We start from the raw sequence: 16,912 nt of genomic DNA on the forward strand, positions 1-16,912 counted from the left end.
TATGTAGTAATCCTGTTACCTAACAGGTTACTTTTGTCCCTCAAATTGGATTTGTCAGGTTACCTATGTCTAACAGCGCATTGAGTGTTGTGATCCTTGCCGCAGGCAAGGGGACACGCATGTACTCCAATCTTCCTAAAGTTCTCCATCCACTGGCGGGTAAGCCGATGGTTCAGCATGTTATTGATGCTGCGACGCGTCTTGGCGCGAGTAATGTTCATTTGGTGTATGGCCACGGCGGTGACTTGCTCAAGCAGATGCTGGCAGGCAGCGGGTTAAACTGGGTTTTACAGGCTGAGCAATTGGGAACTGGTCACGCAATGCAGCAGGCAGCGCCGCATTTTGCCGATGACGAAGATGTACTGATGCTGTACGGCGACGTGCCGCTTATCACCGTCGATACGCTGGAGAAATTACTCAAAGCGAAGCCTGAAGGTGGCATTGGATTACTGACCGTTGTGCTGGATAACCCGACCGGTTATGGCCGCATCGTGCGTGAAAACGGCAAGGTCACAGGTATCATCGAACAAAAAGATGCCACTGCCGATCAGCTGAAAATCAACGAAATTAACACCGGTATTCTGGTGGCCAACGGGGCATCGTTCAAACGCTGGTTGAGTCAGCTCAACAACAATAATGCTCAGGGTGAATATTACATCACCGACATTATTGCCATGGCCCACGCCGAAGGGCACCAGATTGCTACCGTCCACCCGGCGCGCAATAGCGAAGTGGATGGCGTAAACAACCGGCTGCAACTTTCCCATCTGGAACGCGTCTATCAGAGCGAACAGGCGGAGCGCCTGCTTCTGGCTGGCGTGATGCTACTGGACCCAGCGCGCTTCGATCTGCGCGGCGAGCTTTCCCACGGTATCGATGTGCAGATTGACGTCAATGTGATCATGGAAGGCCAGGTTAAGCTTGGCGATCGTGTCAAAATTGGTGCCGGTTGTGTGCTCAAAAACTGCGTGATTGGCGATGACTGCGAAATCAGCCCGTACAGCGTGTTCGAAAACGCCGTGCTGGAAGCTGACTGCACCGTTGGCCCGTTTGCCCGCTTACGTCCGGGAACTGAACTGGCGCAGGGCGCGCACGTCGGCAACTTTGTTGAAGTTAAAAAAGCGCGTCTGGGTAGAGGCTCGAAAGCGGGCCATCTCTCTTACCTGGGCGATGCTGACATCGGCGACAACGTGAATATCGGCGCGGGCACCATTACCTGTAACTATGATGGTGTGAATAAGCACAAGACGATTATTGGCAACGATGTTTTCGTCGGTTCTGACACCCAACTGGTGGCGCCGGTGACCGTCGGCCATAATGTGACCATTGCGGCCGGCACCACGGTGACCCGTGACGTCCCCGACAATGGCCTGTTGCTGAGCCGTGTACCTCAGGTGCATAAACCTGATTGGCAGCGTCCGCTGAAGAAAAAATAGAAATTTTGCCGCTACCGTTAAATCAGGCGTAGTTCGCTATGCCTGATTTAACCTCCGATGTTTTGGTTTGTATTTTCTCCGCGAGAATGCAGACCAAAACATAATAATCCCCAACTTCTACCAGGCTCGGGGAACCCGGAAAAAACCGGATATCAATCAGGTCAGGCTTCAAACAAGGTCTGTGAACAGACCTTAAATAGGAATAAAACTGATGTGTGGAATTGTTGGCGCAGTAGCGCAACGCGATATAGCTGAGATTCTGTTGGAAGGTTTACGCCGCCTCGAGTACCGAGGTTATGATTCGGCCGGTCTGGCCGTGATTGATGAACAGGGTAAAATGGGGCGCTTGCGTCGTCTGGGCAAAGTCCAGATGCTGGCTGATGCACTGGATGAACACCCTCTGCACGGCGGTACCGGTATTGCTCACACCCGCTGGGCAACGCACGGCGAACCTTCCGAAGCGAATGCTCACCCACATGTATCTGATCACATTGCGATTGTGCATAACGGTATTATCGAAAACCACGAACCCTTGCGTGAATTGCTGATCGAACGCGGTTACCGTTTTGATTCCGAAACGGACACCGAAGTCATTGCGCATCTGGTGCATTGGGAACAACTTCAGGGCGGTACGCTGCTGGAAGTGGTCCAGCGTGTTATCCCGCAACTGCGTGGCGCCTACGGCACGGTGGTGATGGACAGCCGTGATCCCTCTCTTCTGGTCGCCGCCCGTTCCGGTAGCCCACTGGTGATTGGTCGTGGCGTGGGTGAAAATTTCATCGCTTCCGACCAACTGGCACTTTTGCCTGTCACCCGTCGTTTCCTGTTCCTGGAAGAAGGCGATGTCGCAGAAGTGAAACGTCGCTCCGTCAGCGTGTATGACAAAAAAGGTCATGCGGTAGAACGCCAGGAGATCGAATCCAAAGTGCAGTACGACGCCGGTGATAAAGGCGAGTTCCGTCACTACATGCAAAAAGAGATCTACGAACAGCCGCTGGCGATTAAAAACACGCTGGCGGGGCGTTTCAGTCACGGGCAGGTGGATCTGAGTGAACTTGGCGAGAAAGCTGACGAGATCCTCTCACGCGTTCAACATGTACAGATCATCGCATGCGGCACCTCCTATAACTCCGGTATGGTCGCGCGTTATTGGTTCGAATCGCTGGCGGGCATGCCATGTGATGTGGAAATCGCCTCTGAATTCCGCTATCGCAAATCTGCCGTTCGTCCGGGCAGTCTTATCATCACGCTGTCGCAGTCTGGCGAAACCGCTGATACGCTGGCCGCACTGCGTTTGTCTAAAGAGCTGGGTTATCTCGGCTCTCTGGCAGTGTGTAACGTTGCCGGCTCTTCGCTGGTGCGTGAATCCGATCTGGCGCTGATGACCAAAGCCGGCACTGAAATCGGTGTGGCGTCGACCAAAGCGTTTACCACGCAACTGGCCGTTCTGCTGATGCTGGTGGCGCGTATGGGGCGTCTGAAAGGGATGGACGAGAAAGTCGAACACGACATCGTTCACGCGCTTCAGGCGTTGCCTGCGCGTATCGAACAGATGCTGTCGCTGGATAAAACCATCGAATCTCTGGCGGAAGGGTTCTCTGACAAGCATCACGCGCTGTTCCTTGGTCGTGGCGATCAATACCCGATTGCCATGGAAGGTGCGCTGAAGTTGAAAGAGATTTCCTACATTCATGCGGAAGCCTATGCGGCAGGCGAGCTGAAACACGGCCCGCTGGCATTGATCGACGCCGATATGCCAGTCATCGTGGTGGCACCAAACAACGAACTGCTGGAAAAGCTCAAGTCGAATATCGAAGAAGTGCGCGCCCGTGGCGGTTTGCTGTATGTTTTCGCCGATCAAGATGCCGGTTTCACCGACAGCGACGGCATGAAGATTATTCAGCTGCCGCATGTGGAAGAGATCGTTGCCCCGATTTTCTATACCGTGCCGTTACAGCTGTTGTCCTACTATGTGGCGCTGATCAAAGGCACCGACGTAGACCAGCCACGTAACCTGGCGAAGTCTGTGACGGTAGAATAAGCCCCTTCAGTTCTGTCATATGCCTCTAAGCGCCTTTCGTGGGCGCTTTTTTCTTTCTGTGTGTTCGCAACCTGACGTATAGTCCGCCTTTTACGGAGAAACTCTGCGCAATGTTGACCCACCCATCCATTCGAATTAACAAATACATCAGCGATAGCGGCATCTGCTCTCGCCGCGATGCCGATCGTTATGTCGAACAGGGGACTGTTTTTATTAACGACGTACAGGTCGGATTTGGTGCTCAGGTATTTGTCGGGGATGTGGTGAAAATGAATGGCCAGCTTATCGGGCCGCGCGATGAAGACGAGTTGGTGCTGATCGCGCTGAATAAACCGGTGGGGATCATTACTACGATGGACGAGCGTTTGCCGGATAACATCACGGTTCTCATTAACCACAACAAACGCATCTTTCCTGTCGGGCGTTTGGATAAAGACTCGCGGGGGCTGATCTTATTGACCAATCACGGCGATCTGTTCAACAAGATACTGCGTGCGGGCAATGGTCACGAAAAAGAGTACGTGGTTACTGTCAATAAGCCGGTAACTGACGAATTTATTCTCGGCATGAGCGCGGGTGTGCCGATACTGGGTACCGTGACAAAAAAATGCCAAGTGACGAAAGAGTCGGACTTTGTGTTTCGTATCACGCTGGTGCAGGGGCTCAATCGTCAGATTCGCCGCATGGCTAAGCATTTTGGCTATGAAGTGACCCGGCTTGAACGCATACGCATTATGAACATCAATCTGGACGGGTTGCCGCTGGGTGAATCACGAGACTTGACCAACGATGAGCTGAGCGAGTTATTTAAACGTATTGAAAATTCAGCGTCCGATGATTAACCGGCGAAAAAGCGCAGGTTAATCAGTCCGCCTATCGTTTTGACAGATTTTATCACCCATGCCTTTTTTTACTCCTGCCTTCAGTTCTCTCCAGCGTCACCGGAATTTTCCCTGTCCCCATTAAAAACAGCAACGTCATTACTGTCATGGATAGTAGGCCTGCACGGGTCACTCTTGCGCGCGATCGCTGATAAATCGGGGTGAGCACCGCCAGATCCTGCGGGGCAGCCCCGCTTTTCACTATCATCGTCTGGAAACCCGCATCACTGAGATAGGGAATGACCGTCAGGTTTTTTACCGTCTGGAAGGTTTGCGGGCTCAGCGTGGACACTTCGGCGGTAAATTTCTTCATGCTGAAGGTCATCGCGGTCAGCATCACCATACTGACTAACGCGACGCCCAATGCCTGCCCGATATCTCGGGCCGCCGCCTGAATCCCGCCCGACTGCTGAGCATCTCGTTCCGGTAAGGCGCTGGTGATAAGAAAGGGAGCATTCGCGGCAACCGTGCCCATACTGGCACCAATTAAACATAGCCCCGACGTCACGATAATCATGTTGAAACTCAGCCCCTCAATGCCGCAGGCTGTGAGGGCCGAGCCGGCGATCCCCAGTAATAAACCAACCCGGCATTGCCGTTTTGGATTACGTTGCTGGAAAATTAAAGGCAAACCCATCGAGGAGCCTGCCAGACAGAGGGCAAACGGAATGATCATCAGGCCGGTATGAACGGCATTCAGCCCCGCCACCACTTGTACAAAACTGACCACCACGAAAATCCCCGAACTGTAGGCGAAGAAAATATACATCGTGAGGTATAAGCCCGCGCGCACCTGCGGTGTGCGTAAAAAAGATTGCGGGATCATGGCGCTGCCAGAGGCGGTTTCGCGGAATTTTTCCCAGCGCAGCATCACTATCAGAATCAGCAGACCGCCTGCGACCAGCGCCAAAGCCGGGCTAAAGCCGAAAAGAGTAAAGGGCGGGCTGAACGGGGTTAACAGTCCCCAGGTAGATATCTGCAAAATACCAAAGACCACGAAAAACAGACCGAGCGTTGAAAGGATAAAACCAGCAAAATCAAAACCAACACGCCGTTCCGGTTTGGCGGGTGAGGGAATCAAACGCGAGCAGACCAGTATTACGACCGCCAGCCCGGCCAGAACACCGAAGGCCCAGCGCCAGCCCAATGTATCGAGCAGTAAACCACACAGCACCGGGCCCATCGCAAAAGAGAAACCGCTGGCGGCGCCAAGCGCACCAAAGGCGATAGCCTGCTGGCGCCCCTGAAAACTGCCGGTAATAATGCCAAATACCGCCGGAATCATCAGACTCCCGCCAATGCCTGCCAGGATCCTTGCTGCCCAGATAAAAACGGTTATTGAGGGTGAAAAAACCGCGATAGCTTCAGCCAGAAAATAGAGAATGCAGCCAGTGCGGAAGGTTTTACGCCAGCCGATAATCAGCCCCAACATGCCGCCTGCAATCATAAACGTGCCCGCAACCAGCGGATACATGGTGTTTGCGGTACTGATTTGTGACATTGATGCGCCGAGATCGCGGATAAGTGCGCTGGTGGCGATACTCAGGGTAACGTTATCTGCCGATGCCAGAAACTGAGCCAGGCACAGAACCAGAAGGGGGAGGCCAATGGCCTGTCGGTTAAGGCTTATTTTCTCAGCCATAGCATTTTTCCTGATGATTTCAGCTACGCAAAAGCGCGCAACCTGGCAAACAGGATGCGCGCTAAAAATATCGGAATAATAATCGATGTGTTATTACCCGCGCTGCAACGATTAATTTTTCTTTTTGCGATCCTCCGCGAGGTTATCTGACAGTGCAACTTTGGTTCTCGTTGGCAGATTACGTGTGCCGAACAGGAAGAGCACTGTCATGAGTGCGGTGGCAATCATCCCGGCGCGTGTCGCGTTTAATCTGGAGGTCTGATAAACCTGCGTCAGGGCCGGAACATCTTTTTGCACGATGCCGTGGTCAAGCATCAGGGCAGAGAAGCCAGCGTCACTCAGGTAAGGGATCACGGTCATTTCAGACACTTTGGTCTGAGTATCCGGGCTTAATGCCGGGTCGCTACGTGCGGCACCCTGAACCCCCATGGTCACTGCCGTCAGCATCACCATGCCGCATACTGCAACACCGATGGCCTGACCCACATTACGGGATGTCGCCTGTACGCCACCTGATTGCTGTGCATCCCTTGATGGCAATCCACTGGTCACAATATAGCTGGAATAGGCAGAAACGATACCCATACTCACGCCAATCAAACACATACCCATCGGCACAATGATAGAGAAGCTGGAAGGGCCGAAACCGAAAATACACAGCACCGAGCCGAGTGTGCCGATCAATAACGCTGACTGACACATGCGTTTCGGATTGGCATTTTTCCACACCACTGGCAGCCCCAGCGAGAAGATCACCACGCCTAAGGCGAAGGGTAAAATCATCAGGCCGGTCTGAATGCCGTTCAACCCTGCCACGACCTGCACAAAACTGACCGTCACAAAAATGCCTGAGCCGTAGGCCAGGAAGATAAAGGCTGTCAGATATAAACCGTTGCGAACCTGTGGTGTTGAGAGGAATGACATCGGGATCAGCGCGCTGCCGACAGAAGCTTCACGATGGCGCTCCCATTTCAGCATCAAAGCCAGCACCACTAAACCAAACAGCACCAGGAACGGCGCAGGGCTTAACCCAAAGAGGGTGAACGGTGCGGCGAACGGTGTGAGCAACCCCCAGCTGGAGACTTTCAGGAAGCCAAGAATGACGCTGAACAGACCGATGACCGTCAGCACGACGCCCGGCAAGTCGAAACGCACTTTGCGTTCTGGTTTTGCTGGTGTTGGGATGATGAAAGAACCGACGAAAATCACCACGCACAGGCAGGCGATGGCCGCAAAAGCGTAACGCCAGCCAAACTGGTCCACCAGCGTGCCGCAGATAAGCGGACCTGCTGCAAAAGAGACGCCGCTGGCCGCGCCGATGGCGCCGAACGCGACGGCCTGATCCCGTCCTTTAAAATTACTGGCGATGAGCCCCAGAACCGATGGGATCATAAAGCTGCCGCCGATACCGGAAAGCAGACGGGCACCGTAGGTGAAAATTTGCATATTCGGTGAGAAGAACGCGGTCAGCTCGGCGCAAAACAGTAACGCACAACCGATACGGAAGGTTTTCTTCCAGCCAATAATCAGCCCGACCATCCCGGCTGCGACCATCAGTGAGCCGGCAGCCAGAGAGTACATGGCGTTAGCAATACTGATTAAATCCATCGAGGCATGAAGATCTTTGACCAGCGCGCCCGTGGCGATACTCAGCGTGGCGTTGTCCCCGGAGGTGGAGAGCTGGGCCAGACAAAGCACCAGTAATGGAAGCCATTTGGCCCATCCTGACACCGAAACGGTGGAGGACGGCACAGCAAGTGGCTGAGTGGCATGTATTGCCATAAAAATTACCTCGTCAAAGTTTGCAGAAATAAAATTCTTAAAAAGATTTTGAAAAATGAGCGGCAGGAAGCCGTCCGGCTGTTTCCAGCCGGATAAGCATCTTGTCTAAACGGGAGATCCCTGACCGGTCAGGTCAGGGGTTCAGGCTCAGGTTATCGGGAAAGAGGCTGAACTTTACCGCCAAGTACCGTGCCCCAGACCTGAATGTCTTTCAGGCGCATTGGCTCAACGGTCAGTGGGTTTTCTTCCAGAATGGTGAAATCGGCCAACTTGCCGCACTCAATGCTGCCAATCAGATGATCGAGCTTCATGGTGTACGCGGCGCCGACGGTCATGGCATGCAGGGCTTCTTCAACGCTGATTTTTTCGCGCTCGCCCAACACGCGGCCTGAGGCGGTAACACGGTTCACGGCGCACCAGCCGGTAAACAGTGGGTTGATTGGCGTAATGCCGCAGTCACTGTGGAAAGCAAACGGAATTCCATGGCGAACGGCGCTGCCGCAGGCATTCATGCGGTTGGCACGTTCCGGCCCCATGGTTTTACTGTAATGTTGATCACCCCAGTAGTAGATGTGGTTACTGAAGAAGTTAACGCACATGCCGAGGCTTTTGATGCGTTTGAACTGATCTTCGCGCAGCATCTGCGCATGCTGCATAGTGGCGCGATGATTCGCTGCCGGAATGCGGTTCAGGGTTTTCTCTACCGCCTGGATAAAGGCTTCTGAGGCTTCGTCGCCGTTACAGTGGCAGTGGATCTGATAACCGCGTTTCATGATTTCGTACACCTGATTTTCAACTTCGGCAGGTGTCGCATTCCAGGCACCATTCTTCTGGGTTTTGAAATAACCCGGTGCCAGCATCCGGCCGGACCCCCCCTGAATCGAGCCATCGAGGAAGATTTTCATCGGGCCGAAAATCATTTTGTCGTGACCGTGCTTCATCACATCGACCGCGAACTCCACGGCTTCAATAAAAGGCTTTTTCACAAACGGAGGGCCGTAAGCCACCAGCAGGCGGATTGGAAATTCTTCGGCGCGGGTCATACGGATGTAGTTGGCGGCCAGTTCAGGGTTATCAAAGTCGGTTAAGCCCATATCTGCCGCTGAAGTACAGCCTGCGCGGAAAGCTTCCTGACCAAAATTGCGGATGGCTTGTTCGGTAGTCAGTGCGTCCCAGAAACCGTACTTTTGCAGTACCGGCCCCATGGCAGCAAATTCCACCAGTTCGCCGTGCAGCGAACCATCTTCGTTTTTAACAATGCCTTCGATTTTGCTGTCAGCATGAATACCGCAATCGGCCAGCGCCGCCGTATTGGCGCCCATCAGGTGGATGCTCATATGAATCACGGCCACCGGACGGGTGGTAGAAACGCGGTCCAGATGTTGGCGGCCAAGCTTCTCGCTGCCGAAGTAGATAGGGTCGACGCCCCAGGCAATCAGCGGCGCGTCCGGGTCAGTCATGGTTTTTTCGACTTTCTGCAGCGCTTCAACCACTTCATCAAATGAACGGCAGCCTTTCCAGACTTTACCGGTGTGATCCGGGCGGTCGTAAAAACCGACATAAGGGAATTGCCACATGCCGCCGCCGGTGGCGTGCGAGTGGGCTTCAATCAGGCCTGGAATAATGACTTTGTCGGCAAAGGTGTTATCAACGACACAATCGCCCCATTCTTTAAGCTCATCCAGTGAACCAACACCCAGGATCCGTCCGTCTTTGACTGCCACATGGCTGGCTTCCGGCTGGGAAGGGCACATAGTGATGATTTTCCGGGCTGAATAAATCACAGTAGTTTGAGCAGACATAAATAATCCTCGTAGAGATTTAATTTCCCTGGCTCGCCTGATGCGCTGCCAGCGGATTTGTATGATTGGCGCTATGCTATTCCTGATATTGGATGTATAAAAGAGCCAAAACACCCCTATATAAAGGTGCCAATTTGCCCGCTTCGTTACCTTTTGAACTCACCGGACTGACCCTTAAGCCGGGGCGAAAGCTCTCCATGCAGCTTTATGACGCGTTGCGTGAATTAATTATAGGGAACCCCAGAAGCAGCGGAGCGAAACTTCCGGCCAGCCGCGAGTTGGCGGAAATGCTGGATATCTCCCGCAACACGGTGGTTAACGTCTATGAACGTCTGTTCGCCGAAGGTTTTATCGAAACGCGGGTGGGGGATGGTACCTATGTCGCGCAACTGCATTCGCCACCCAAAGCCTTACCGTCAGGTGATGTGCTAGCCATTGAGCCGCAGATGCATATCGGATACCGCCTGCCCGCTGCGTCTCTCTTTAACCACCACCGCATTCACGAAGGCGCGCCGAAAGCCTTTCGCATCGGCATGCCGGCAATAGATCTTTTCCCTTTTGACGTATGGGGACGCCTGCAAACCCGCTTTTGGCGCAGTGAACCGGTGGCACATATGGGTTATGGGCATCCGGCGGGGGAGCCGCAGCTGCGGGAACTGATTGCGCAATATTTGCGCCATGCGCGTGGTTTAAAATGCGATTCTTCGCAAATCGTCATCACGCTGGGCGCGCAACAGGCGATCATGATCTGTTCGGCATTATTGTTATGCCCCGAAGATGAAGCGGTGATTGAAAACCCCGGCTACTGGGCCGCCGCCGGCGCGTTCTCTTGTCTGGGGGTAAAAATGCACGGTATCGGTGTGGATGACGAAGGGTTGCTGACCGCGCAGTTACCGCAGATCCCTAAAGCCCGCATGGCCTACGTCAGCCCCTCATGCCAGTACCCTACCGGCGCCACGCTCTCGATGGCACGCCGGATGGAATTATTACAGTGGGCCGAAGAGAAAAAAGCCTGGATCATCGAAGATGATTACGACGGCGAATACCGCTACAGCGGTACGCCACTGACTCCGCTGGCGGCGATTGATCAGAGTAACCGGGTGCTGTATATCGGCTCTTTTTCCAAGGTGATGTATCCGGGATTGCGATTAGGCTATCTGGTGGCGCCGAAGCAGCTGGTGGAGCAATTTTTGCTGGTGCGCACCATGGCCAGCCGCCAGCCACCGATGAATGACCAGATGGCGATGGCACTGTTCCTCAGTGAAGGACATTTCCAACAGCACAGCCGCCGTATGCGCCGCGCCGCACTGGCACGGCGTGATGCCCTGCTCGAAGCCTGGAATCTGCACCTCAGTCACATTGGTGACATGCCGCTGGTCTCCTCAGGTCTGCATGTCACGATTCGATTACCCACTCTCGAAAAAGAACAGAGTCTGATTGCGCTGGCGCTTTCTGCAGGAATCGAAATCACGCCACTTAGCGCATCCTGGTTACCCGGCAGTTCAGAGACGCAAAATGGCCGCTACGGGCTGGTGCTGGGTTTTGCCTGTGTAAAGGTCCCTGATATTGTTCTGGCGGTCGAAACCTTAAAACGCATCTGGCCGCAGCCGTAGCCCGGCAGAGCTTCATTAACCCCGCTGTTTACGCGGGCGCTGCTCAGATTGTGACCGTCGTCATAAAACTGTCATATTAAGTACATTTTACTGTCACCAAACTGTCCTATTTTCCTCCTGTGCCAAACACTTTATCAATCTCGAACTGGGTCGAATACCTTTGCTCGAACAAATAAGAAACCACTAGGAGTGGAACATGAAATTGATGCGTAACACCGTCGCCGGTCTTGTAGCAGCGACTTTTTCCCTCACAGCAATGTCTGCTTTCGCTGCTAGTAATCTGACTGGCGCTGGCGGTACCTTCCCTGCACCTGTATATGCCAAATGGGCTGACGCTTATCAAAAAGCCACCGGCAATCAGGTTAACTATCAGGGCATCGGTTCTTCCGGTGGCGTAAAACAAATCATTGCTAAAACCGTTGATTTCGGTGCGTCTGACGCCCCGATGAAAGAAGAAGATCTGAATAAAAACGGTCTTTTCCAGTTCCCTACCGTGATCGGTGGCGTCGTACTGGCGGTTAACCTCCCTGGTATCAAATCAGGTCAGCTGACGCTGGACGGTGCAACGCTGGGTGATATCTACCTCGGCAAAATCAAAAAATGGAACGACGCGGCGATCACCAAGCTGAACCCAGGCGTGAAACTGCCAGATACCAACATCGCGGTTGTTCGCCGTGCTGATGGCTCCGGTACTTCTTTCGTCTTCACCAGCTACCTGGCTAAAGTCAGCGCTGAATGGAAAGATAAAATCGGTGCAGGCTCTACGGTCAACTGGCCAACCGGTCTTGGCGGCAAGGGTAACGACGGCGTAGCGGCATTTGTACAGCGTCTGCCTGGTTCAATCGGTTACGTTGAATACGCTTACGCGAAACAAAACAGCCTGGCCTACACCAAACTGGTTGATGCTGACGGCAAATCGATCAGCCCGACGGAAGAGTCCTTCAGTGCAGCCGCTAAAGGCGCTGACTGGAGCAAAACCTTCGCTCAGGACCTGACTAATCAGAAAGGCGATAACGCCTGGCCAATCAGTTCCACCACCTTCATTCTGATTTACAAAAATCAGTCGAATGCAGAACACGGCGCTGAAGTGCTGAAGTTCTTCGACTGGGCTTATAAGAATGGCGGCAAACTGACCACCGATCTGGATTACGCCACTTTGCCAAAAGCTGTCGTTGAACAAGTTCGTGCCGCATGGAAGACCAATATTAAAGACAGCAGCGGTAAAGCCCTTTACTAACTGGTATCTAAACTCGCGGCTGAGTTAGAGTATGAGATGTTGTACCTCATTCCCTCTCCATCAGGAGAGGGAATTAAATCTGAAGAGAAGAGAGTGGTATGGCTGAATACAAGCCGTCTATCAAAGCACCAAGTAAAAATGGGGACATCATTTTCGGCGCGCTGGTTAAGCTGGCAGCGCTGATTGTGCTATTGCTGCTGGGCGGTATTATCGTCTCGCTGTTTATTGCCTCGTTACCCAGCATTGAAAAATTTGGATTGTCCTTCCTGTGGAATAAAACCTGGGATGCCCCGAATGAGCAATTCGGTGCGCTGGTACCTATTTACGGTACCGTTGTGACCTCGATTATCGCCTTGCTGATCGCTGTACCTGTCAGCTTCGGTATCGCACTCTTCCTGACTGAACTGGCACCGAACTGGCTACGTCGCCCGTTGGGTATTGCTATTGAACTGCTGGCGGCTATTCCCAGTATCGTTTACGGCATGTGGGGCCTGTTCGTCTTCGCTCCACTGTTTGCTACTTATTTCCAGACCCCGGTCGGCGACGTGCTGTCCGGTATCCCGATTGTCGGTGCGCTGTTTGCCGGTCCGGGGTTCGGTATTGGTATTTTGGCCGCAGGTGTGATCCTCGCCATCATGATCATCCCGTACATTGCCTCCGTCATGCGTGACGTGTTTGAGCAGACGCCGGTGATGATGAAAGAATCGGCTTACGGCATCGGTTGTACGACGTGGGAAGTGATCTGGCGCATCGTGCTGCCGTTCACCAAAAACGGCGTGATTGGCGGCATTATGCTGGGCCTTGGCCGTGCTCTCGGTGAAACGATGGCGGTGACCTTTATCATCGGTAACACCTACCAGCTCGACAGCGCCTCACTGTATATGCCGGGCAACAGTATTACCTCGGCGCTGGCGAACGAATTCGCCGAAGCCGAAGCCGGTCTGCACACTGCGGCTCTGATGGAACTCGGTCTGATCCTGTTTGTTATCACTTTCATCGTACTGGCCTTGTCCAAAGTGATGATCCTGCGTCTTGCTAAGAAAGAGGGCCGCTAAATGACGACGATGGAAATGCAAAGCAACGAAGCACTTTTACAGTCACGCCGCAAACGTCAGGCGTGGCGCCGTCAGAAGAACCGCCTCGCGCTGTTGCTGTCGATGGCGACCATGGCCTTTGGCCTGTTCTGGCTGGTATGGATCCTGTTTACCACGGTCGTCAAAGGTGTCGACGGCATGTCGATGGCACTGTTTACCGAAAACACACCGCCACCTAATACCGCCGGCGGCGGGCTGGCTAACGCCATCGCGGGCAGTGGATTGCTGATTTTATGGGCAACGGTAATTGGTACGCCGCTCGGCGTTCTGGCCGGTGTTTATCTGGCGGAATATGGCCGTAAATCCTGGCTGGCCGAAGTGATTCGCTTCATCAACGACATTTTGCTTTCCGCGCCGTCGATTGTGGTGGGGTTGTTCGTCTACACCATTGTGGTGGCGAAAATGGGTCACTTCTCCGGCTGGGCGGGCGTTCTGGCGCTGGCGTTGTTACAAATTCCGATTGTTATCCGTACCACGGAAAACATGCTCAAACTGGTACCGGACAGCCTGCGTGAAGCGGCTTACGCGCTGGGTACACCGAAGTGGAAGATGATCTCGGCCATCACGCTGAAAGCCTCTGTCTCCGGCATCATGACCGGTATCTTGCTGGCGATTGCCCGTATTGCCGGGGAAACCGCACCGCTGCTGTTTACGTCGCTCTCCAACCAGTTCTGGAGCACCGACATGATGCAGCCGATTGCCAACCTGCCGGTGACCATCTTCAAATTTGCCATGAGCCCGTTTGGTGAGTGGCAGCAGCTGGCCTGGGCGGGTGTACTGCTGATCACTGTGTGCGTGCTGGTGCTGAACATTCTGGCGCGTGTGATTTTCGCCCAGAAGAAGCAATAAGCGAATTCATTATTGAGGGCTGGCGATCCCGGCTGCCCTCACTGTTTACCCGGCGTCGCCACGCGGCGCGCGAAAGATAAAAGAGAGATGTCTGAGAATGACTGATGCATCCAACAGCAAAATCCAGGTTCGCGACCTGAACTTTTATTACGGCAAATTCCACGCGCTGAAAAATATTTCCCTGGATATCGCCAAAAACGAAGTCACGGCTTTCATCGGCCCATCGGGCTGCGGTAAATCGACGTTGCTGCGTACGTTGAACAAAATGTATCAGCTGTACCCCGATCAGCGAGCAGAAGGCGAAATCCTGCTCGATGGCGAAAATATTCTGGTCGATAAACAGGACATCGCGCTGTTGCGTGCCAAAGTCGGCATGGTCTTCCAGAAGCCGACACCGTTCCCGATGTCGATTTACGACAACATCGCCTTCGGCGTCCGTCTGTTTGAAAAGTTGTCGCGTACCGATATGGATGAGCGTGTGCAGTGGGCGCTGACCAAGGCGGCGCTGTGGAACGAGTCGAAAGATAAACTGCACCAGAGCGGCTACAGCCTGTCTGGTGGCCAACAACAGCGTCTGTGCATCGCGCGCGGTATTGCCATCCGCCCTGACGTACTGCTGCTCGATGAGCCATGTTCGGCACTGGACCCTATCTCCACCGGTCGTATTGAAGAGCTGATCACTGAGCTAAAGTCTGACTACACCGTGGTTATCGTCACGCACAATATGCAGCAGGCGGCGCGCTGTTCTGACCGTACGGCGTTTATGTATTTGGGCGAATTGATCGAATACAGCGATACCGACTCCCTCTTTACTTCTCCTGCGCGTAAGCAGACGGAAGACTACATTACTGGCCGCTACGGTTGAGGTAAGAAAAATGGATAACCTGAACTTAAACAAACATATTTCCGGCCAGTTCAATGCAGAGCTTGAGCACATCCGTACCCAGGTACTGGCGATGGGCGGGCTGGTGGAACAACAACTGACCGACGCCATTACCGCGATGCACAATCAGGATGGCGAACTGGCGCAGCAGGTCATCAAAGGCGATGACAAAGTGAATATGATGGAAGTGGCGATTGATGAAGCCTGCGTGCGCATTATTGCTAAACGCCAGCCGACCGCCAGTGACTTACGTTTAGTCATGGCGATCATCAAAACCATTTCCGAGCTGGAACGTATCGGCGACGTGGCAGATAAAATCTGCCGCACGGCGCTGGAGAAATTCTCGCATTTGCATCAGCCGTTGCTGGTCAGCCTGGAGTCTCTGGGTCGCCACACCGTGCAGATGCTGCATGATGTGCTCGATGCCTTTGCCCGTATGGATCTCGACGAAGCGGTGCGTATTTACCGTGAAGACAAGAAAGTGGATCAGGAATATGAAGGCATTGTGCGCCAGCTGATGACCTACATGATGGAAGATCCACGTACCATTCCCAGTGTGCTGACCGCGCTGTTCTGCGCCCGCTCTATTGAGCGCATCGGTGACCGTTGTCAGAACATCTGTGAATTCATCTTCTACTTCGTCAAAGGTCAGGATTTCCGTCACGTAGGCGGTGATGCGTTGGACAAATTACTGACTGAAAATAAAACAGACAAAAAAGAGTAAATTGTTGTCTGCGCTAAAAACAGCAAAGGCCTCGTATGAGGCCTTTGCTGTTTTTAGCGACCGGGCCCCAGAAAGTCACCATTGCGGTACTCAGTTACCCTCTGTGCAGCACGGCATCCTTAACGGGTGATGTGATAACCCATGTCACGCCACAACGCGGGCAGTTCGTGCATGTGGTAAAAAACAGTGACTAATGGATGGTCGATCGGCGGATTGTGCGGATCGGCGCAGTAGTAAAATACCGGGATCCCGGCGGCAATGCCCGCCTGGGCGCCAGCCACGGAATCCTCCACCAGAATGCAGCGGTCGATATCTATCTGCATCACTTCCGCCGCTTTGTACAGTACCGCCGGGTCCGGTTTCCAGCGTTGCAAATCATAGCCGCTGAACAGGTTATCGCCCATAAACGGCAACAGACCGGTTTTTCCCAGTGACATCTGCATTTTGCTCACCGGGCCATTGGACACCACGCACATCGGTACCGTGATTTGCTCGAGCACTTCACGCGCGCCTTCAATCGGTTGTAGTTTGCTGTCGAACAGTCGGGCAACGTGCTGGCGGAACACCACTTCCATCTCCTCTTTCGGTACGTCCAGCCCCTGCTCTTTATTGATGATGGCGATGATCTCGTAAAGTTTTACCCCTTTGTAGGTTTTGTACATCTCATCAAAAGAGACCCTAACGCCGAAATGCGCGAACATTTCCACGTAGGCTTCACAACAGAGCAGTTCGCTGTCGACCAGCGTACCGTCACAGTCAAAAAGCACACATTTAATCGGGGACATCGTTCTTCCTTAGACATTTCGCATTATTGGCTCAACTCTAACCCGAACAGAGTGAAATGTGCCGTTAAATGCCAGAAAAAAGAGTGTGAGCTGCATCAAAAATGGCACTTTTTGGGTTAGGATAGCCTTCGACCGCCATTCCC

Annotated in this window: 12 protein-coding genes and 1 pseudogene; 9 read left to right on the forward strand and 4 right to left on the reverse strand. The window is 53.4% G+C overall.

Annotated elements, in window-relative coordinates; genetic code table 11:
- Window positions 1-65 precede the first annotated feature (65 nt).
- From glmU to rluF, 3 genes and pseudogenes are all read left to right on the forward strand, one after another.
- Window positions 66-1,436, forward strand: coding sequence for a bifunctional UDP-N-acetylglucosamine diphosphorylase/glucosamine-1-phosphate N-acetyltransferase GlmU (gene glmU / locus EAH77_RS23040; RefSeq protein ID WP_140475479.1), 1,371 nt, complete (start codon window positions 66-68; stop codon window positions 1,434-1,436).
- 211 nt (window positions 1,437-1,647) lie between these two features.
- Window positions 1,648-3,477, forward strand: a complete 1,830-nt coding sequence (glmS, locus tag EAH77_RS23045) for a glutamine--fructose-6-phosphate transaminase (isomerizing) (RefSeq protein ID WP_140475481.1) — start codon at window positions 1,648-1,650, stop codon at window positions 3,475-3,477.
- Between the two features lie 110 nt (window positions 3,478-3,587).
- Window positions 3,588-4,316 (forward strand): annotated as a pseudogene (gene rluF, locus EAH77_RS23050) (23S rRNA pseudouridine(2604) synthase RluF); the annotation flags it as partial.
- A gap of 55 nt (window positions 4,317-4,371) precedes the next feature.
- Here the strand turns inward: rluF and EAH77_RS23055 are convergent.
- The 3 genes from EAH77_RS23055 to EAH77_RS23065 form a co-directional block, all read right to left on the reverse strand.
- Window positions 4,372-6,000, reverse strand: coding sequence for an MFS transporter (locus tag EAH77_RS23055; RefSeq protein WP_140475485.1), 1,629 nt, complete (start codon window positions 5,998-6,000; stop codon window positions 4,372-4,374).
- Window positions 6,001-6,111: 111 nt separating this feature from the next.
- The gene (locus EAH77_RS23060) at window positions 6,112-7,782 is read right to left on the reverse strand and encodes an MFS transporter (RefSeq protein ID WP_140475487.1); all 1,671 of its coding nucleotides are present in this window, start codon (window positions 7,780-7,782) and stop codon (window positions 6,112-6,114) included.
- Between the two features lie 152 nt (window positions 7,783-7,934).
- Entirely contained in the window at window positions 7,935-9,584 is a 1,650-nt protein-coding gene (locus EAH77_RS23065; protein WP_140475489.1) for an amidohydrolase, read from the reverse strand.
- Window positions 9,585-9,718: 134 nt separating this feature from the next.
- Here EAH77_RS23065 and EAH77_RS23070 point away from each other — a divergent pair, with 134 nt between their 5' ends.
- The 6 genes from EAH77_RS23070 (at window position 9,719) to phoU (ending at window position 15,984) form a co-directional block, all read left to right on the forward strand.
- A complete protein-coding gene (locus EAH77_RS23070; protein WP_140475491.1) occupies window positions 9,719-11,197 on the forward strand; it encodes a PLP-dependent aminotransferase family protein in 1,479 nt (492 codons plus the stop codon).
- 196 nt (window positions 11,198-11,393) lie between these two features.
- A complete protein-coding gene (gene pstS / locus EAH77_RS23075) occupies window positions 11,394-12,434 on the forward strand; it encodes a phosphate ABC transporter substrate-binding protein PstS (protein ID WP_140475493.1) in 1,041 nt (346 codons plus the stop codon).
- A gap of 98 nt (window positions 12,435-12,532) precedes the next feature.
- On the forward strand, window positions 12,533-13,489 hold the full coding sequence (gene pstC / locus EAH77_RS23080; RefSeq protein ID WP_140475495.1) for a phosphate ABC transporter permease PstC: 957 nt from the start codon (window positions 12,533-12,535) through the stop codon (window positions 13,487-13,489).
- Entirely contained in the window at window positions 13,490-14,377 is an 888-nt protein-coding gene (gene pstA / locus EAH77_RS23085) for a phosphate ABC transporter permease PstA (protein WP_140475497.1), read from the forward strand.
- Window positions 14,378-14,474: 97 nt separating this feature from the next.
- Window positions 14,475-15,242 carry a phosphate ABC transporter ATP-binding protein PstB gene (pstB, locus tag EAH77_RS23090; RefSeq protein WP_140475499.1) on the forward strand — a complete coding sequence of 256 codons (768 nt, stop codon included), beginning with the start codon at window positions 14,475-14,477 and terminating at the stop codon, window positions 15,240-15,242.
- Between the two features lie 10 nt (window positions 15,243-15,252).
- Window positions 15,253-15,984 carry a phosphate signaling complex protein PhoU gene (phoU, locus tag EAH77_RS23095; RefSeq protein WP_140475501.1) on the forward strand — a complete coding sequence of 244 codons (732 nt, stop codon included), beginning with the start codon at window positions 15,253-15,255 and terminating at the stop codon, window positions 15,982-15,984.
- Window positions 15,985-16,103: 119 nt separating this feature from the next.
- Here phoU and yieH read toward each other — a convergent pair whose 3' ends face one another.
- Window positions 16,104-16,769, reverse strand: a complete 666-nt coding sequence (gene yieH, locus EAH77_RS23100) for a 6-phosphogluconate phosphatase (protein WP_140475503.1) — start codon at window positions 16,767-16,769, stop codon at window positions 16,104-16,106.
- Window positions 16,770-16,912: the final 143 nt, after the last annotated feature.

This window comes from Ewingella americana, assembly GCF_006438725.1.
GTDB classification, from domain to species: Bacteria; Pseudomonadota; Gammaproteobacteria; order Enterobacterales; family Enterobacteriaceae; genus Ewingella; species Ewingella americana_A.